A 17517-nucleotide genomic window follows, 5' to 3' on the forward strand; every position below is an offset into this window, starting at 1 on the left:
AATCTGATGGTATGTATATAGCGCGAATCTAAAGTCAGCTCTGGCAGCTCAACGAAATAAGTGTTGAAGATTGTGCCGCAACAACCCACTGATACCACTCGCCATCACTGGATTTATCACAACCGCCACAGCCTTTATCACAGGGTGATTCCATTCGAATCACCCTGCCCTTGCGCAGCCAGTGGGTTAACATCCCGGACATAACAGACTCTTCCACATCAAAGTGGTTAGCCAACTCATACAAGCTGACCATTTCTGCCCGGGACATTAATAAGCGACGAATATCACTTAGCACCGACAGCCCCTGCCATATCAGTACTCTGGCTTTCTTTCAGGCCCGCTCTGCGCAGCAGCATCAGCACTGCAGCAAACACAACACCGGTCACTAACAGAATACTGCCGGAGGCTCCGGGGTGAAGACTGAAGGTAGAAGCCTGGTAGTAAACAGTGGCAACGGTGTAAGCCATAAAGGTGGACCAGCCACCGGCCATCCACATCCACGCCCGGCCAGCTTCACGGTTGATTGCACCCATAACGGCCACACAAGGCGCATACAACAGCACCATCAGCAGATAGGCAAAAGCAGAAGCTTCGCTACCAAACTGGCTGCGCATCACACCGTAGGTGCCAACATTAACACCCTGTTCCTCAGCGGCCAGCTCAACATCATCTGTTGTCCCTACACTCAGGCCCAGCGGATCGGTCAGCGTATCAACAACACCGGACAGGTTCTCCGGAATGGTGGCCAGCGCGTCGCTGACCCCGGCCATCAGACTGAAATCAGAAGCTTCTTCCCCGGTATCTGCAGACATATTGCTGTACAGGGAGTCCAGGGTACCGACCACTGCTTCCTTGGCAAACATGCCGGTAAACAGACCTACTGCTGCCGGCCAGTTATCCTGCTCCATACCCATCGGCGCAAACACCGGGGTAATGGCCTGACCGATATGACTCAGTACCGACTTCTCGGTGTTTTCATTACCGAAGCTGCCATCAGTGCCAATAGAGTTAAGCACGCCCAGTACAGCTACTACCATCACAATAGTTTTACCCGCACGGACAATAAACGACTTCAGACGATCCCAAGTTCGTAGCACCATACCTTTCAGCGTCGGCAGGTGATAGCGCGGCAATTCCATTACGAAAGGCGCCATATTGCCTGGCAGCAGCGTGTTTTTCATAATCAGACCGGTCAATACAGCAACCAGAATACCGGTCAGATAAAGTGCAAATACCACGTTCTGGCCACTTTGCGGGAAGAACACTACGGCAAACAAGGCATAAACTGGCAGTCTAGCGCCGCAAGACATAAACGGACTCATCAGGATAGTCAGTTTACGGTCACGTTCCTGCTCCAATGTCCGGGTTGCCATAACAGCCGGGACATTACAGCCGAAGCCCACCAGCACCGGAACAAACGCCTTACCCGGTAATCCCAGTGCCCGCATTGCCCGGTCCATGACAAAGGCGGCGCGGGCCATATAACCCGAATCTTCCAGTATCGACAGGAATAAATAGAGAAATGCGATCACCGGAATAAAGGTGGAAACGGTCTGAATACCACCACCAATACCATCGGCAAGCAGGGTTATCAGAAACTCCGGTGCCCCGAGACTTTCCATCACATGGCGAACGCCATCAACGAAAACGGTACCGAAGAAAATATCAAAGAAATCAATAAAGGCACTGCCCAGATTGATTGAGAACATAAACATCAGGTACATGATGCCGAAGAAAATCGGCAGGCCAAACACCCGGCTTAATACGACAGAGTCTATCTTCTGGGTTACAGACTTACTGATACTCTGACTGCGGGATACAACACCACTGGTCAGGGCATCAATAAAGCCATAACGGGCATCGGCAAACAGGATATCAACATCTTCGTCATCAACTGCCTGCAGCTCATTGCGGGCACCGATGACTTCGGCCATGGCTTCAGCCGGCATCATGCTTTCCAGGCTCTGATCACCTTCAAGCAGGCGACCTGCCAGCCAGCGCTTGCAAACATTCAGCTCTGCCGCCTTGGCAGCAACAACCGGCTTCAGAGGCTCCAGTGCATTTTCAATGGCATCGGTGTAGCTGACTTTGACCCGGTTATCTCTTTTATTCCCTGCCAGATAGCTCTCAATTGCCTGCTTCAGTGGGTCGACACCATTACTGCGACTGGCAATAACCGGAATCACATCACAGCCCAGACGGGTAGCCAGAGCTTTGACGTCGATCTTCACGCCTTTCTCTTGAGCCACATCCATCATATTCAGAACCACCAGCATTGGCCGGTTCATTTCCAGCAGCTGAGTCGTCAGATAGAGGTTTCGTTCGATATTGCCGGCATCAAGAATATTGATATACAGATCAGCTTCATCGGCCAGCACATAGTCGCGGGCCAGCTTTTCATCAATCGCCGTATTGCCGATGCCAACATCAAGAGAATAAGTGCCGGGCAGGTCAACCAACTCGATGGAACGATCGGCATGCTCATAGCTACCGGTTTTACGTTCAACCGTTACACCCGGCCAGTTACCAACCTGCTGCTTCGCCCCGGTCAGGGCATTGAAGAGCGTTGTTTTGCCGCAGTTCGGATTACCGAGGACAGCAACAGTTACCTGCGCCATTGCAAGACTCCTTCTCTACCAGTACACACTGAGCCTCATCACGACGCAGACTCAAACTGAAACCACGAATCTCAAGCTCGATCGGATCACCCATCGGTGCTCGACGGATAACTTTAAGGCCTGTTCCCGGTGTCAGCCCCATGGCCAACAACTGGCGGCGATATCCGCCCCCACCGGCATAGCCAGATACCCGGCCGGCGTCGCCAACCTCGAGATCACCCAGCGTTAACTTCATTTGGTATTCCTTAATTCACAGATCAGGCAACTCGCCAGATGAACAAGGGCAACAGAATAATCATTCAGCGATTTGCAGTTGAGAGGATTCGCAACGGCAACTGATCAAGAACAGTCAGCATATAAAAAAGTGAGAATTGTTCGCATCAGGAGCTACCGGCAGGAAGGGTTCGATAAGCACTGATACTTTTGCAGTAAGCGAATCTTATTGAGAATCATACCCAGTAAGATTCGAAACCCTCTTGATACAAATCAACCAACAGGGTCGGATAATAGAATCTTGACGACAGGTTAAATACAAATGATTTTGAGTGAATTTTGTATTTAAAAATATTCTGATTTTTATTTTAAAATCATCAGGCCGAAATAGTACGTAATAAATTACCGCCAACAATTTGTTTTACTGCCATAACAGTAATACCTTTCAGCAAGGTACGGGAACCATTTCGTACTGCGTTACCCACAAAGTCACTACGTTGACGGGAGCGCAACCAACCATGGCTTTCCAGCATTTCCAGCAGCGACTCGGCTTCAACTTCTTGATGGTTAAAACGAATAGTGACTGAACCGGCAAACTTGCGATGCCGTATATCGGTAATAGCCGGAATCTGTTCCAGCTCCGCGATCAGTGAACGAACCTGCTCTGCATTATCCAGAATATAGTCTGAGCGAACGCGCAATCTGCTTTCAGTCTGATGAATGTAAGTGGACATGCCCGTAACCTTAATGAGAGCGATTTTCATTCATGATACTACCCAAATAACAACCCATCAATGAATGTTTGTTGATATGCCTCAAGCTGGTCACCTATCAAAAGTGCCACCATCCACTAAAATTAACCTCTCCTGCTGGTTTATCTGAATAACTTCATACCTGAAGTACCCTCTGGATTCAGACACAAGTAAGCGGGCTTTTCTCATCATAACTAAATGACAGAACTCAACGCCTATTTACTGCAACTTCGCAACCGGGTACGGCTTGCTCATCATATTCCCGGCAGAATCCGGCTGAAATTCAACTCCGGTCTGGAAACCCAGTGGGCAAATTTTAAAGCTGACAGTATGTCGGAGCAGCTGAGCCGATTTCATGCCCTGAAAAGTTATGAAGTCCACCCTGCCAGTCGCAGTGCCATTCTGGAATATGACCCGGCGATCATAGATCCACAGCTCCTTCACCGGTTATTCAGTGAAGACATGGGTGATGCAGAGAGTGCCTGCCACCAGTTGTTTCATGATGTTGTTGCTGCACATCAAATCTGAGATTTAACCCTATGAACGACAAACAACAGTTACCTCCTAACGGCTATTATCATCCCAATCCCTGGGGCTATCCTCCTCATCCGGGTTACCCACCTCATCCAGGCATGTATCATCAACATCATGGTATGGCACATGCTCACATGCCGCCTCCGGGCTACCCTTACCCGCCACAGATGCCGCCGATGCCTCAGCAAGCACCACAGCCGGCGCCACAACAGATGCCTCATGATGACCACCATCATGCTCATCACCACAACCATAACCAGCAACAGCAGGATGCTTTCTTCGCTCATTCCCAGCAGATGCTTGAAGGCGTTATGGGAGAACAGGCCGGTCTGTTTAAAGATCTGATGCACAAGCTGGGCATGGACGACAAGGAATTCTGGAAAGGCGCCATGATCGGTGCAGCAGCCGCACTGATTTTCAGCAATGAAAATGTCCGTAATCAGTTGATGGGACTATTAGGTAATGCCGGCAGCATGCTCAAGACCGGCGGTGAAAAGGTCAAACAGGGGGCCGCATCAACAGCCAGCTCTGTCAGCGACAGTGTTTCCATGAGCAGCGACGTCTTCCGCGACACATTCGCAGCAGGCAAAGCCGGCTTCCAGGAATCGGTTGAACGTCACAAGACAGCAAAAGCCGAGCAACAGGCCGAGACTCCAGCTCAGACTTCCGATGACAACAACAGCGTAGCTGGCCCCAATGAGTAACTCAGGCAACGAGCTCAGTCCTGCCAGCCGAACCATGCTTGCCAGTGCATTGTTAGGTGGCAGTGCCTCGGTCATCACCCAGTGGTCTGATTACCAGCAGGGTGAAATCGACGTGCAGCAGCTCAGCAAGAAAGTACTCAAGGATGCTGCCAAAGCCGGCGTGGCAGGCGGTATCGCAACAGCAGTTGCCAGCCAGATGGCAGGGCGACCACTACTTTCATTCACGACATTGCTGGCTGCAGGCGCTGCCGGGCTATACCTGATTGATGAAATGAAGGAAAAGAATCATGGCTGACCAGTACAACCGTAACGGCTACATGACCACACCGTATCAGCAACAAAACAGCCGCACCCATCTGCTGACCGGCATCGTTGCCGGTGCTGCTGTCGCCTACCTGCTGTCCAATAAAAAAGTACAACAGGGTATGTCCAATGTAGGTAACAAGGCATGGTCTGCCGTGCGCGGTGAAGTTGAAGAACTGAAAGAACGGCTTGAAGACACTCAGGCCGAACTGGAGTATTACCGCAACCTGCACAAGGACAAGTAATGATCTCCATCAGGCACCATTTCCCGGGGCGAATCCGTTTCAGGGTTTCCGGAACAGAACTGGATGGCTTGTCAGAGTGGTTACGTACGGGCCTCTTGGCCATTCAGGGAGTCAAGGCTGTCCGTATCAATGAGGCCGCAGCCTCGATTGTTATTGACTACGACTCCCAGTTAACTGCGCCGGATGAACTGGAGCAGTGGTTGGATCAGCTGAACTGGTCAAGTGCGACACAGTCCGAGTCGGAGCCGGTGTTTACCCGCGGTGATATTGCCCTCAACCTTCTGGGGCTGCTGGCAGCCAGCTTTATACCCAAAGGTGTAAGCGGTTTCACAACCTACCCCCTGATAGCCAATACCCTGGTTGAAGGTGTCAGCCAGCTAAGTCAGGGCAAGATAGGCACAGAGGTTCTTGACGCTACCGCCATCGGTCTGTCTGCAGCACGCGGTGATTACCGCACGGCCATGTTGACCCAGACACTACTGAGTGCCGGTGAATACATGGAGCAGCAGACCAGCCGCAACAGTGATGCCCTGTTGTCAGAGTTGATGCAGCCGCGGCATAGCAAGGTCTGGGTCAGACGGGGTGATGCAGAAGTCCAGCTAAATTCTGATGAACTGGTCATTGGTGACCGGGTATTGCTGGGACCGGGTGATGCAGTGCCTGCCGATGGCACGATTACTTCCGGCAATGCACTGGTCAATCAGGCTTCACTGACAGGTGAGTCAGTGCCTGTACGACGTGAAGACGGTGCTTATCTCTACGCCGGTACTGTTATTCATGATGGCAGGGCCGAACTGGAGATCGACAAGGTAGGTTCGGAAACGACAACAGCAAAGATTGGTGAAATCATTGCCCAGTCGTTGTCGGAAAAAAGCCAGACCCAGATGACCACCACCGAGATGGCTGAACGCCGGGTTAAAATCACCCTGGCCATCGGCTCTCTGGTGTTTGCTCTGACCCAGGACTTTGAACGTCTGGCGTCTGTTTTCCTGGTCGACTACTCCTGTGCCCTGAAGTTATCCACACCGGTAACATTCAAGTCCATCATGTATCGTGCAGCAAAACATGGTCTGTTGCTTAAGGGCGGACGGGCGATTGAGAACCTTGCCGAAGCCGATACTTGTATTTTCGACAAAACCGGCACTCTGACTTACGGCGATCTGGAAGTCACTGACGTCATCTGTCTGAGAGAACAGGAAAACGCCCGTGAGCTTCTGGCTATGGCGGCCTCAGTCGAAGAGCACTGTAATCATCCATTAGCGCAGGCTGTTGTTGATGCGGCCCATCACCATGAATTGCCTCATATCGATCATGGTGAAGTGCAGTATGTTATTGCCCATGGTCTCAAAAGCAGCATAAACGACATGCCACTGTTGATTGGCAGCCGGCACTATCTGGAATCACATGAGAATGTTGATTTCACTCTGCTCGAAGAAACAATCTGCGAGCTGGAGCAGGCCGGAAAGCACATGTTGTTTATTGCCAGCGACCAAAAGCCGATCGGTGTTATCGGGCTGAAGGACACGCTGCGGGCTGAAGTCAGGGAAACCCTGCAAGCACTGCGGGACAGTGGCATTAAAAATCTGGTGCTGCTTACCGGAGATACTGCATCCAAGGCAAGACAGCTGACAGCCGAACTTGGGTTTGACCTGTTCTTTGCCGAAGCGACGCCGGAAAGCAAGGCCAAGGTTGTGGCTGAATTGCAGCGAAAGGGGCATAAAGTACTGTTTGTCGGCGATGGTGTTAACGACGCCCCCGCACTGACTCAGGCTGATGTTGGTCTGGCAATGTCTAAAGGGACCGAGCTTGCCCATATGGCAGCTGACGCAGTACTGCTGAATGACTGTCTGGCCGGCGTCGCTGATGCACGACAGTTGGCAAATGAAGCAATTAACCTGGTTCAGAGCAATATTCGTCTGGCAGAGCGGGTTAACAGCGGCATTATGCTGGCTGCAGCAATGGGTTATCTCAGCCCTGGAATGAGTGCCTTGCTACACAATGGTACAACACTGGCGGTGCTTGCCAGAGCTGTTGCTATTAGAAACGGCTAGCCACCACGGTATGCCTCCGTAACAACAACCTGATGACACTTCAAACCTGATCACCTGAAGATTTCTTCTGACGGGTGGTCAGGCACCTGTTACAATCCCTGCCAAACATTGCGAATGCGAGCGCTTATCATTTAACTTCGCAGCAGCATAACGAATCATACAAACAGAACATTACTGCCTGTATCCGCGTAATTATGTCGTCGACCAAAAAAAAGCTGAAGAAGCTGGCCAAGAAAGGGAAGTATTACAAAAAGGCCAACCGCCAGCGTCTCTCGCTGTCTGCAGAAACCAAAGATGTAAAAATTAAACTCAAGGTGGAGCTGACCCGGGTTGGAAAAAATGCCGGTGCCAGTGCCGTACGCGAGTTGATGGCACCCTTGAATCCGTTGCTGGATTGGCTGTCAGAAGGGCTGGAGCAGCAGGGCACACCCCAGCAAGAACAGAGTGTTGTAAGAACCGCTACGCCACCCCGGAAAAATCCTGCCGAAGTCGTATCCATGGCACGCTTTCCGTACAAGTCACCACCTTGCAAAGCCTGTCCGGCTAAATCTGGCGGCCTGTGCAAGTGTGCACAGAAGAAGGCAAAACGAAGAGCCTAACCACTCTTTTTTGTCTGAGCAGGAATAAACCAGCGGTTTTTGATCTATCGCATAATCCACCTCTCCCAGCTAATTTAGCCTTAGCTAATATAACTTTTTACTCAGAGGGGAGAGCGCATGGATACTGTACTGTGGATAACCAAGGATCACCCGTTTCTTGCCCTGTTAATCGGTCTGGGATTTTTTGCCTTTATGTTCAGTGTGAAGCCCTTTTTGATGTGGCTGGGCAGCCGTAAGGGCGAATCAGGAAAGAGCTGAAAAGAAGTATTAAAAGACCATAAGCATGTTCCTGTGCATCTGCACAGGAACATGGACTGTTTTATTTCTGGCTGGTCACCAGCTTGGCTGCCAGACCGATAAAGACACAGCCTGCTACCTTGTTCAGCATTTCCTGGGAACGGCGAGAGCTTGTCAGCAGTTGCTTAAGCGAACCGGAGAGCACAGCAATCAGGCTGAAACTTGCCAGCGCCGCCACAATAAACAAACCACCCAACATGATCATCTGAACGGAAACAGAACCTGCAGCCGGGTCAGTAAACTGCGGCAGGAAGGCCATAAAGAAAATAGCCACTTTAGGGTTGGTGATATTCATAATAATCCCGCGCTTGTACAACGCGAAATTACTCACCGACTTCTTGCTGCCCTCGGCCAGTTGTGTGGAAGATGCTTTGAATGCGCCCCATGCCAGGTAAAGCAGATAGGCCGCACCCACAACTTTAAGTGCTGTAAAGGCTACAATACTGACCTGAAAAATCACTGCAACACCCATGGCAACAGCCAAAGTATGTACAATCAGGCCGGTACACAGTCCCAGCGTAACAAAGATACCGGACCTTCTTCCCATGGTTGCAGACTGCATCAGCACAAAAATATTGTCTGGCCCGGGGATAAACGAAAGGAGTGTAGCAGTCGTTAAAAATGTAATAATTGTTTCTGTAGATAGCATACGAACCTCCTTTCAAACGACAGGCGTCCATTCTTTCACAGTTTATTTTTCCCCGACATACGCCCTTACACGATTTTTTATCAAAAAACCGGGGTATTGCGGAATAAATTATCGCCAATCAGCAATCTTTACCTAATCAGCCAAAGCAGTGAAGCACCGGGTTAACCAGCATAATGATTCGAACTACAACCCTCTTGCAGCTAACCTGATGAGACTCCAAACTTCGATACACTCGGCAGACCGGCCTGCCTGAATATTTAACCGGATAAGGAAATAACACTAATGAAATACAATTATCTGGGTGGTACCGATACCCGTGTCAGTCTGATCTGCCTTGGAACGATGACCTGGGGCGAACAGAACACATCGCAGGATGCTTTTGCCCAGATGGATTATGCCGTCGAACGGGGCGTGATTTTTTTTGATACTGCCGAAATGTATCCGGTTCCCCCCCGTGCAGAAACCTATACCCGAACCGAAACCATGATGGGTAACTGGCTACAACAGCGTGGCCGCAGAGATGATCTTGTGCTGGCCACCAAAATCGCAGGCCCGGGGCTTAACTATATCGACGGCGGAAGAAAGTTTACCCGCCTGCATATTGAGCGTGCCCTGAATGGCAGCCTGGAAAGGTTGCAGACAGATTACATCGACCTGTACCAACTGCACTGGCCTGACCGTAACACCAACTTCTTTGCAAAACGCGGCTATACCCACCACGAACAGGAAGATGCCACACCTATAGAAGAAACGCTGGAAGTTTTGGACGATATGGTGAAAGCCGGCAAAATCAGACATATCGGCCTTTCCAATGAAACGCCCTGGGGAACCATGCGCTTTCTTCAACTTGCCAAGGAAAGAGGCTGGCCCAAAGCGGTTTCGATTCAGAACCCGTACAGTTTCCTGAACCGGCAGTTCGAAGTGGGGCTGGCTGAAATTGCCCACCGGGAAGACATTGGCCTGCTGGCCTACTCTCCCATGGGAATGGGGGTATTAAGTGGCAAGTACCTGGATGGTGCTCGCCCGGAAGGGGCACGTATCACCGTATTCCCCCGCTACCAGCGTTACGTCAGCGGAGCATGCGAAGCCGCTGTTCGCGATTACGTTACCCTTGCCAAAGATAATGGACTGGATCCGGCACAAATGGCGCTGGCTTACGTCAACAGTCGCAGCTTTGTCACCAGCACGATTATCGGAGCTACCACACTGGAGCAGCTCCGTACTAATATTGACTCTACAGAACTGACGCTGAGCGAAACCGTTCTGAATGAAATTGAAGCCATTCACAAACGGATTCCTGATCCCGCTTTATAACTGTTTTGGTACTTAGAGCGCTTTAAGCCAGCCATCTATTCTACGACAAACCTCTGCTATCTTTGGACAATGCTTTTCAACAAAGGCATTGTCCAATGAACTGTCCAATGGCTGCCCTGATTTCTGAGCAATAGCTTTTAGCAAAGCCCCTCCGTCAAAATCAACATAAGCCAGCCGAGTATAAATCCGGTCTTCCGGGAAGCCAAAGGCTGTACCCGGCAAGAGAGCCACGCCGGTATCTTCCATCAGTTTCACACAGAACTGGTCTGCCGTTTTTATCCCTTTTGCAGCCAAAGGCTCCCGATACTTGTCAAAGCCGGGAAACAGATAAAAACCTCCGCTTGAAGGCGCAACATCTACGCCGGAACGGGTCAAATGTTCCTGCATATATCCCGCAACGGCTTTCAGTCCCTGTCTGCAGTGCCCAAGGTAGGCCTTGACTTCCGGGGGCTGCTGATAGGCAGTGATCGCTGCATACTGAATCGGTGCAGCTACAGCACTCCAGGTTTCACTGGCAATGACCGCCATCTTGTCCTGCAGCAGCATCAGTTCGTGAGGAAAGATCATTACTCCCAGCCGCCAGCCGCCCGCACCACACCATTTACTGAGTCCACCACTGATAATCGTGCCTTCCGGGTACCATTTGGCAAGGGAGTGATGTTCGCCATCAAACCGGCATTCATCATAAATTTCATCGACAACCATGATGATCTGATTACGTCGTGCCGCTTCGGCCAGTGCTTTCAGTTGTTCCGGCTCATAAGTCGCACCGGTGGGGTTAGAAGGGTAATTCAGGATTAATAGCCGGGTAGTGTCTTTTTCCGGTGGCCCCAACTGATCCAGTTGATCCGGTGAAATGCGCCAGCCGGTATCCAGAGAAGTCGGAATATAACGTACAGGCTTATTCAGCAGATGAGCCTGGGGTTCATAACTCACCCAACTGGGTGAAGGCAGTATCAACTCACCCTTGCATACTTCCTGCAGTTGAAACAAAAGCATTTTTGAACCGGGGCCTATCATTACTGAGTCAGCGGTTCGCTTGATGCCATCCCGTTGCTGGTAATACGCTGCAACCGTTTCCCGTAAAGGCTGCAAACCTTTTACCGGTAAATAACTTTTGCTGGCGGCATGCTGACGTAATGCATCCACCACAATTTCAGGTACCGGAAAGGGAGACTGGCCAAATCCCAACCGGATGATATCCCGGCCTTCCCGAATCAGGCGCTCAGACAGTTCATTAATCTGCAACGTTGCTGAAGGCTGCAGACTGCTAACAGCGGTATTAAGCTGGCTCATGCTGACAAGTTCCTTTGAAGCATTGTCCTGTGAAGAACAGGCAGCCACTGCATTTTCAGTCAGACCAGGCACTACTAATAACCAAACAAGCAGTAACCAGACAAGTACCGCAAAGCTTGCCCGAATTCCCTGTATCCATGGATGAGAACACAGTGCCTGTTTTCTAAATAACACGCTGCAATTGGACGCTATCGACATAACACCTCCTGTCTTTCTGCATAAGCAGACAGAAAGTAATCAAACATAGTCGATAAAAACTGTTTTTCCGTAAATCAATTACAGCGGCTTGATTGAAGCCATAGAGGTTCCAACGTCCCTCTGTTCTGATCATCCTCCCTGAAACAAAAAATATACAGAACCGGCGTCGTCCGATTGGCTTTTCTTGATATGAATCAGAATAATCGTATTGGCATAAATCTAGCTTTGTTTATTGAGGAAATGCCTATTTTCAGGCTCTTCTGAATTGCCTGGCGTATTTACGCCATACCGGGGGAATAGAAGTTGAAAATAAAAACAACACTGTTGCCGCTGGCAATAGCCATGGGGGTGGCTATTGGTTCCACAGCGCAGGCAGCATACGAGGTTCAGCCTGTTGTTAAACAGGATATTGTCACCGACGGTTTTGCACCGACATTACTTCAGGCCGCAAAATATGAAGTACAGTCCAAAGTTCAGGTAGAACGCACTGAAAATGATGGTATTACCGTCAGCGATATTGTTCCGGAAATACTGGAGGTTCGGGCAGACGGAATACTGCTCAAGCTAACCAACCGAACCATGCGCCGGTTTATGGATATCAACCTGGATATCGATGGCTCGGGCATTACGCTGAATCAGCCACTGGATGACTTTACCGAGCTACAAATACTGGTTAAAGACATCACTCCTGAAGACTCATCCGATATCACCTTCCTTGATCCAGATCCTCTCTTTAATCCCAACAGCCATAATTACTCTGAACTGCTGAGTTCGCAGCAAATACTGGCTTATCACCGCATCCAGAATAACTTCAAGGTTGCCTACGGGCGGGCAGCAAACTATGAACGCTATCTGGATTACTTTACCAATGAGCGTGACGAGCCCCGTCGTAATGCCTGGGCCAAGTGGTTCCGTACCATGACCTATGACATTCCCAAGGCGCACAAGGTAACAGCTAAAACCGGAGTTGCCAGTGGCAGCTGGCTGGCGGTCGGCGGACAGCATCTGGATAAAGTTGTGACCCAACCAAACTATACCGGTGCCTATGCCTTTTACAGCCATGAATATGCTCACACCATGGGCTTCAAACACTGGTCAGGTATGGCCTACGGCTGGGATGGTCACGCGGGAAGCATTACCTTCCAGACAATTCTGGACGAGCTGACATCCAATGAAACAGTGCTGCCGACAACCAATAACTATTTCTGGCATTACGACAAGGAACAGGGACTGCGGTTGTACGCCAGAAATACTGATGGCAGCTTCAGTTTTGACCGGGTTGATATCATCTACGATACCGACACCACCAAAGTCGGCGCCACAGCTCATACAACTGACACCATTACCCTGCCAATGGCCGCCCGCCAGAGTGATTTTAAAATCCTGATCAATGCCGAAGTTGAAGGCAAACTACAGTCGGTAAACCTGATTCTTGATGCTGAGGATATTGGTGTCGCTTCTCCCGATGAGTTCGAGGCTCTGGTTGATACCACCCCGGCTGAATACGAGAAGAGAGAAATTGAGCTTGCTGAACTCAGGGAACAGATGAAACGCCAGTTCCCGGCTTCTGATCTCTGGACCTCTGATCCGGTCAGCAATCCCCTGACTTTTAAATACAAAAGCCAGCAGGTTCCTGTCTGCAAATTCCAGGAAGTTAAACAGGGACTGAAGGTTATCACCCTGTTTGGATATGTAGCCGAAGAACGCTGTACTATCGGTGAAGACAATGCCTACAAGGGAGAAAAGGGACTCTCATCTGCCAGTTTTCAGATGGTAGCAACAGACGACCCTGATCTGGCTTATGGCAACCTGAAATCTATGGTCACCCAGCGTGATCAGGTTATGGAGCTGTGCTTCCATTCCGGTTCGGATGAAAACTATGACGGACTTGGTTTTAAAAATAACGATAACGGAAGATGTGAAGCTTCCATGACCAATGCCGGTGGCAAGAACTGGAGTGAGCGCAGCTCAACTCACACCATGCTTGATACCGGCAAGCTCAGGCCTCTGCCTGAGAGTCCTTACTGGGGAGCACCCGGTACAGTTGACCAGCCACTGGTTGTATCAACCAGAGTCGGTGACAAAACCCTCTGCCGTTTCAGCTACAAGCTTACTCAGGAGTTTGGCTTTGTGACCGCTGATAACCAGTGTTCTATTGGTGAAAACAACTCGCTGGAAGGCATCAAAGGCTTTGCCAGCGATGAATATCAGGTCGTGGATGCTGCAGCAGGTGCCGCTATCTCCGGTGAAAGAATACCTGTGCCACTGCACAGCGGTCAGACAGGTTCTCTCTGTTACCGGGATGACAGCCACTGGGTCGGTGCTTCCTTCTCGCTGGACAACAGAGGTTGCGGCAAGTGGTCAACTTCCAACAAGCGGGCAGCAAACGGCCGGGGTTATGGCTTCAGTCGCGGTAATAACTTCCCGACTTTCAGCTTCTGACACCATATCTTAATCTCAAGCCGCAGCATTCGGGCATAACCTCGAATGCTGCTTATCCATTGACCACACTGTCTGCTACCAACTTCAGGGAATCCTGTGAGCGCTCCCTGAACTCTTCAAATGACATACCGGTCACATCAAACAGTCGCTTGTGAATATCGGTCAAAGGTTCGGCATGGCCGGCACGCAGCTCCCAGAAAACATAGGGGGAACGGATATAAAACGGTGCGTTACGCACAATCCTGTCAGCCACAGCACCGCTTTCAGCACGAAGCCAGGGGCGGGTTTTAAGATCATGCCGCTGCAGTGTAACCGCATCTTTCAAATGGATGTCTGCAAACAGTGCAAAGAAAACTACATCACGCTCTTCCCTGCTGAGCTGGGAAATCACATCGATCAGCTCATCCAGTGACATGGGGTCTGTCATATAATCGCCTCGGTCCCTGAGAACGACGGGTATAAAAAAGTACTGTCACCTGCTGTCTATCCATGACAGCAGCGGTGACTGTATTCGCAAATCAGCCCGGAATTATTTCAGGCTGAAATTACAGATTATCGTTAACCCTCACGACTGCCAAGAGGCCTTTTCAGGCTCGATCAATGCAAAGGTTATTCACTATCAAGCTCAGGAACAGGCAACCGCCCAATCCACGGATGTGTCAGTGATCCAAGCAGTAACTCATCACCACTTTGCTGAACCGAAGTGATCATATGCACATTTTCACCGTCAGGATCATGCAGGCTGTGGATAACTTCCCCCTTTTCATTCAGGGCCAGTACCAACCCGTACTCTGTAGGCTCCGGCCACATGCTGCGAGGCAGACTGGCAAGCGTATTCTTGATCTTCGGGTGGCGGTGCATAAAGTCCAGCACACCTTTGCGAGGTGTCGCCATGGCAACCCAGAACATGCCCTGACGATTGCTGGATATACCATCCGGCAGACCCGGCAGATTGTCTGCAAAGGTATCGTGGGTTCCGGCTTTCTCCCCCTTCAGCCAGTATCGCTTGATTCGATAACGGTAGGTTTCGTTGACCAGTACAAAGTCTTCATTGCGGGACAGGGCAATTCCGTTGGCAAAAAACAGGTTTTTCAGCAAAACCGACGTTTTTCCTGTTTTCGGGTCATAGGCCAGCAGTCGGCCGTAAGGACGTGCTTCCAGCAAATCCAGCAAGTAATCCGGCTGATGATATTTACTACTGGCATCAGAGAAATAAATGGTGCCATCCGATGCAATATCCAGATCATCGGCAAAGGCAAACGGAACACCTTCGGCTTCTGTTGTCAGAACCTTGATATTTCCCTCAGGGTCAATCGACAGCAGGCCTTTCCAGGCATCTGCGACAATCAGGTTACCCTCCTGATCGAAGTGCAGTCCCAGCGGACGACCGCCGGTATCAGCAAAAATCTCACGCTGACCATCCTGTGCATAACGGATGATCCGGCCATCACTGCAGCCACCATAGATGCGCCCCTGGTTATCACGGTCAACATCTTCCGGACCTTCACAGTCAGCGGTATCAATTTTAACGACACTTTTCAGTTGTTGATTGGGTGCCAAGACACCCTGAAGCTTCGGAGCCCGCTCCGGTAACCAGGGCGCCGAATCAAGACTGCACCCGGCAAGCCCTAAAGCCACCAATGCAGGCATTAACCTTGATAGAGGTGAAAACATATAAAAGATCCATCTTTCTTAGTTTTTATAATCAGGCATTTTTTCGAGTATAACGACTTTGGTTCGGTTTATCTGTCCGCTGTACTACCGTTATCCAGAATTGACAATTTTTGCCTGCCCAACTCGACATAGACACTTTTCACTTTGGTGTACTGACGCAATGCTTCCAGCCCGTTCTCATAGCCAAGGCCGGATGCCTTGAAACCACCAAACGGCATTTCAACCGGCGTGGCACCCCAGCTGTTAATCCAGCAGACTCCAGCCTGTAACTGGCTGGCCATGCGGTGAGCATGGCTGATATCACGAGTAAAGACACCGGCCGCCAGACCATACTCTGAGGCATTGGCTCGATTCAGTACTTCTTTTTCATCGGTAAAGGTCAGCACCGACATCACCGGCCCGAAAATTTCATCTTTTACCTGTGGCATTTCATCAGTGCAGTCAGCAAAGACTGTCGGTGCAACAAAGCAGCCCTTGGCCAGCAATCCGTCAGTGACTCTGTGACCACCGGTAATCAGCTTTGCACCGGCACTTCTTGCCTGCTGAATATATGACAGCACTTTTTGCAGGTGGCGTTCTGAAATCAGTGACCCAATCCGGGTTTTACGGTCAAGCGGGTTACCGACGACCAGCTTTTCAGTCCGCATTTTTACCCGACGCAGAAAATCATCTTGCAGTGAATGATGTACAAAAACCCGTGAGCCCTGGGTACAGACCTCTCCCTGCGTCAGAAAATTGGCCTGCACGGCTGTATCTGCTGCAACGTCCAGTTCAGCATCATCCAGAATAATTAACGGTGATTTACCTCCAAGCTCCAGCGTGACCGGTTTGTGGTACGAAGCTGCATCAATCATCACCTGCTGGCCGGTAGTCACTGAGCCTGTAAACGACACCTTGCTTATTGCCGGATGACGAACCAGCCTTTGGCCAACCATTCCGTCGCCCTGAACCACATTAAATACACCGTCGGGTAATCCAGCCTCGGTATAAATTTCAGCTAGCCGAATCGCCGTCAATGGTGTCAGTTCGGACGGTTTGAATATCATGGTATTACCGCAGGCCAGTGCCGGTGCAGATTTCCAGCAAGCAATCTGCAACGGATAATTCCAGGCGCCGATTCCGGCGCAAATACCCAATGGTTCACGCCGGGTATAGAAAAACTGCTCCGTCCCCAGGTCGTGATGCAAACCATGCAGCGTCGTCGTTAAACCAGCGAAGTATTCAATCGCATCAGCAGCCGTCGGGATATCAATCTGCAATGCTTCCTGCAAAGGCTTACCGGTATCTCTGGCTTCCAGCTCTGCCAATTCGTCTGTTCTTGCCCGCAGTAAAACTGCAGCCCGTTGCATGATTCTTGCTTTTTCAGCCGCCGGCATCTCTGACCATTCTGCAAAACCGGCCCGGGATGATGAAACAGCGTCTTCTATATCCTCAACAGAAACCTGACAGACTGTGGCAACGGTTTCAGACGTTGCCGGGTTCAGCGAAGTAAAGGTCTTTCGAGGACGTGGCTCACATACCTTACCGTGAATATAGAAACCTGAATGCTGTATCAACGGTTCTCACCTGCAAGAGTTACAACGACACAGCATCAAGGCTAATTCAAGATTGGAAAGGGTCAATAAATC

The 17517-nt window shown here is 50.4% G+C and carries 18 protein-coding genes; 9 read left to right on the forward strand and 9 right to left on the reverse strand.

The window, feature by feature from the left end; all coding sequences use genetic code 11:
* Nucleotides 1-34: 34 nt before the first annotated feature.
* The 4 genes from ACYZZ0_RS15720 to ACYZZ0_RS15735 form a co-directional block, all read right to left on the reverse strand.
* Complete coding sequence (locus ACYZZ0_RS15720; protein WP_461537595.1) at nt 35-295, reverse strand: FeoC-like transcriptional regulator; 261 nt, start codon at nt 293-295, stop codon at nt 35-37.
* Entirely contained in the window at nt 285-2618 is a 2334-nt protein-coding gene (gene feoB, locus ACYZZ0_RS15725) for a Fe(2+) transporter permease subunit FeoB (RefSeq protein ID WP_461537596.1), read from the reverse strand. Before feoB ends, ACYZZ0_RS15720 begins: the two co-directional genes overlap by 11 nt.
* Nucleotides 2587-2853: a FeoA family protein gene (locus ACYZZ0_RS15730; RefSeq protein ID WP_461537597.1), complete on the reverse strand. Its 267-nt coding sequence runs from the start codon at nt 2851-2853 to the stop codon at nt 2587-2589. The genes feoB and ACYZZ0_RS15730 overlap by 32 nt, the downstream gene beginning before the upstream one ends.
* 355 nt (nt 2854-3208) lie before the next feature.
* Nucleotides 3209-3565: an HMA2 domain-containing protein gene (locus ACYZZ0_RS15735; RefSeq protein ID WP_461537598.1), complete on the reverse strand. Its 357-nt coding sequence runs from the start codon at nt 3563-3565 to the stop codon at nt 3209-3211.
* A 216-nt stretch (nt 3566-3781) separates the two neighbouring features.
* On the opposite strand from ACYZZ0_RS15735, the gene ACYZZ0_RS15740 reads away from it, so the two are divergent.
* The 7 genes from ACYZZ0_RS15740 (at nt 3782) to ACYZZ0_RS15770 (ending at nt 8277) form a co-directional block, all read left to right on the forward strand.
* On the forward strand, nt 3782-4111 hold the full coding sequence (locus tag ACYZZ0_RS15740; protein WP_461537599.1) for an HMA2 domain-containing protein: 330 nt from the start codon (nt 3782-3784) through the stop codon (nt 4109-4111).
* Nucleotides 4112-4122: 11 nt separating this feature from the next.
* Entirely contained in the window at nt 4123-4821 is a 699-nt protein-coding gene (locus ACYZZ0_RS15745) for a hypothetical protein (RefSeq protein WP_461537600.1), read from the forward strand.
* Nucleotides 4814-5116, forward strand: coding sequence for a hypothetical protein (locus ACYZZ0_RS15750; RefSeq protein WP_461537601.1), 303 nt, complete (start codon nt 4814-4816; stop codon nt 5114-5116). Before ACYZZ0_RS15745 ends, ACYZZ0_RS15750 begins: the two co-directional genes overlap by 8 nt.
* Nucleotides 5109-5369: a YtxH domain-containing protein gene (locus ACYZZ0_RS15755; RefSeq protein ID WP_461537602.1), complete on the forward strand. Its 261-nt coding sequence runs from the start codon at nt 5109-5111 to the stop codon at nt 5367-5369. The genes ACYZZ0_RS15750 and ACYZZ0_RS15755 overlap by 8 nt, the downstream gene beginning before the upstream one ends.
* The gene (locus tag ACYZZ0_RS15760; protein ID WP_461537603.1) at nt 5369-7420 is read left to right on the forward strand and encodes a heavy metal translocating P-type ATPase; all 2052 of its coding nucleotides are present in this window, start codon (nt 5369-5371) and stop codon (nt 7418-7420) included. The genes ACYZZ0_RS15755 and ACYZZ0_RS15760 overlap by 1 nt, the downstream gene beginning before the upstream one ends.
* A gap of 194 nt (nt 7421-7614) precedes the next feature.
* Nucleotides 7615-8019, forward strand: a complete 405-nt coding sequence (locus ACYZZ0_RS15765) for a hypothetical protein (RefSeq protein WP_461537604.1) — start codon at nt 7615-7617, stop codon at nt 8017-8019.
* A gap of 117 nt (nt 8020-8136) precedes the next feature.
* Nucleotides 8137-8277 carry a hypothetical protein gene (locus ACYZZ0_RS15770; protein ID WP_461537605.1) on the forward strand — a complete coding sequence of 47 codons (141 nt, stop codon included), beginning with the start codon at nt 8137-8139 and terminating at the stop codon, nt 8275-8277.
* 61 nt (nt 8278-8338) lie between these two features.
* Here ACYZZ0_RS15770 and ACYZZ0_RS15775 read toward each other — a convergent pair whose 3' ends face one another.
* Nucleotides 8339-8965 carry a LysE family translocator gene (locus ACYZZ0_RS15775; protein WP_461537606.1) on the reverse strand — a complete coding sequence of 209 codons (627 nt, stop codon included), beginning with the start codon at nt 8963-8965 and terminating at the stop codon, nt 8339-8341.
* Nucleotides 8966-9247: 282 nt separating this feature from the next.
* Between ACYZZ0_RS15775 and ACYZZ0_RS15780 the strand changes: the two genes are divergently transcribed.
* Nucleotides 9248-10279, forward strand: a complete 1032-nt coding sequence (locus tag ACYZZ0_RS15780; RefSeq protein WP_461537607.1) for an NADP(H)-dependent aldo-keto reductase — start codon at nt 9248-9250, stop codon at nt 10277-10279.
* 12 nt (nt 10280-10291) lie between these two features.
* On the opposite strand, the gene ACYZZ0_RS15785 is transcribed toward ACYZZ0_RS15780, so the two are convergent.
* Nucleotides 10292-11575, reverse strand: coding sequence for a pyridoxal phosphate-dependent aminotransferase (locus ACYZZ0_RS15785; RefSeq protein WP_461537608.1), 1284 nt, complete (start codon nt 11573-11575; stop codon nt 10292-10294).
* Nucleotides 11576-12076: 501 nt separating this feature from the next.
* Here ACYZZ0_RS15785 and ACYZZ0_RS15790 point away from each other — a divergent pair.
* Nucleotides 12077-14215 carry a hypothetical protein gene (locus ACYZZ0_RS15790; RefSeq protein WP_461537609.1) on the forward strand — a complete coding sequence of 713 codons (2139 nt, stop codon included), beginning with the start codon at nt 12077-12079 and terminating at the stop codon, nt 14213-14215.
* Between the two features lie 52 nt (nt 14216-14267).
* Here ACYZZ0_RS15790 and ACYZZ0_RS15795 read toward each other — a convergent pair whose 3' ends face one another.
* The 3 genes from ACYZZ0_RS15795 to betB all read right to left on the reverse strand — a co-directional run bounded on the left by ACYZZ0_RS15795 (nt 14268) and on the right by betB (nt 17442).
* The gene (locus ACYZZ0_RS15795) at nt 14268-14642 is read right to left on the reverse strand and encodes a hypothetical protein (protein ID WP_461537610.1); all 375 of its coding nucleotides are present in this window, start codon (nt 14640-14642) and stop codon (nt 14268-14270) included.
* A gap of 182 nt (nt 14643-14824) precedes the next feature.
* Nucleotides 14825-15889 carry an SMP-30/gluconolactonase/LRE family protein gene (locus ACYZZ0_RS15800; RefSeq protein WP_461537611.1) on the reverse strand — a complete coding sequence of 355 codons (1065 nt, stop codon included), beginning with the start codon at nt 15887-15889 and terminating at the stop codon, nt 14825-14827.
* A gap of 68 nt (nt 15890-15957) precedes the next feature.
* Nucleotides 15958-17442 (reverse strand): betaine-aldehyde dehydrogenase, encoded by a 1485-nt coding sequence (betB, locus tag ACYZZ0_RS15805; protein WP_461537678.1) that lies wholly within the window; start codon nt 17440-17442, stop codon nt 15958-15960.
* Nucleotides 17443-17517 lie beyond the last annotated feature (75 nt).

This window comes from Spongorhabdus nitratireducens, from assembly GCA_947387575.1.
Classification (GTDB): Bacteria; Pseudomonadota; Gammaproteobacteria; order Pseudomonadales; family Endozoicomonadaceae; genus CANDOC01.

What these genes read in the sequence shown, in the direction of transcription:
- feoB (WP_461537596.1), bottom strand. Translation starts at nt 2,618, where the DNA reads ATGGCGCAGGTAACTGTTGCTGTCCTCGGTAATCCGAACTGCGGCAAA.
- ACYZZ0_RS15730 (WP_461537597.1), bottom strand. Translation starts at nt 2,853, where the DNA reads ATGAAGTTAACGCTGGGTGATCTCGAGGTTGGCGACGCCGGCCGGGTA.
- ACYZZ0_RS15735 (WP_461537598.1), bottom strand. Translation starts at nt 3,565, where the DNA reads ATGTCCACTTACATTCATCAGACTGAAAGCAGATTGCGCGTTCGCTCA.
- ACYZZ0_RS15740 (WP_461537599.1), top strand. Translation starts at nt 3,782, where the DNA reads ATGACAGAACTCAACGCCTATTTACTGCAACTTCGCAACCGGGTACGG.
- ACYZZ0_RS15745 (WP_461537600.1), top strand. Translation starts at nt 4,123, where the DNA reads ATGAACGACAAACAACAGTTACCTCCTAACGGCTATTATCATCCCAAT.
- ACYZZ0_RS15750 (WP_461537601.1), top strand. Translation starts at nt 4,814, where the DNA reads ATGAGTAACTCAGGCAACGAGCTCAGTCCTGCCAGCCGAACCATGCTT.
- ACYZZ0_RS15755 (WP_461537602.1), top strand. Translation starts at nt 5,109, where the DNA reads ATGGCTGACCAGTACAACCGTAACGGCTACATGACCACACCGTATCAG.
- ACYZZ0_RS15760 (WP_461537603.1), top strand. Translation starts at nt 5,369, where the DNA reads ATGATCTCCATCAGGCACCATTTCCCGGGGCGAATCCGTTTCAGGGTT.
- ACYZZ0_RS15765 (WP_461537604.1), top strand. Translation starts at nt 7,615, where the DNA reads ATGTCGTCGACCAAAAAAAAGCTGAAGAAGCTGGCCAAGAAAGGGAAG.
- ACYZZ0_RS15770 (WP_461537605.1), top strand. Translation starts at nt 8,137, where the DNA reads ATGGATACTGTACTGTGGATAACCAAGGATCACCCGTTTCTTGCCCTG.
- ACYZZ0_RS15775 (WP_461537606.1), bottom strand. Translation starts at nt 8,965, where the DNA reads ATGCTATCTACAGAAACAATTATTACATTTTTAACGACTGCTACACTC.
- ACYZZ0_RS15780 (WP_461537607.1), top strand. Translation starts at nt 9,248, where the DNA reads ATGAAATACAATTATCTGGGTGGTACCGATACCCGTGTCAGTCTGATC.
- ACYZZ0_RS15785 (WP_461537608.1), bottom strand. Translation starts at nt 11,575, where the DNA reads ATGAGCCAGCTTAATACCGCTGTTAGCAGTCTGCAGCCTTCAGCAACG.
- ACYZZ0_RS15795 (WP_461537610.1), bottom strand. Translation starts at nt 14,642, where the DNA reads ATGACAGACCCCATGTCACTGGATGAGCTGATCGATGTGATTTCCCAG.
- ACYZZ0_RS15800 (WP_461537611.1), bottom strand. Translation starts at nt 15,889, where the DNA reads ATGTTTTCACCTCTATCAAGGTTAATGCCTGCATTGGTGGCTTTAGGG.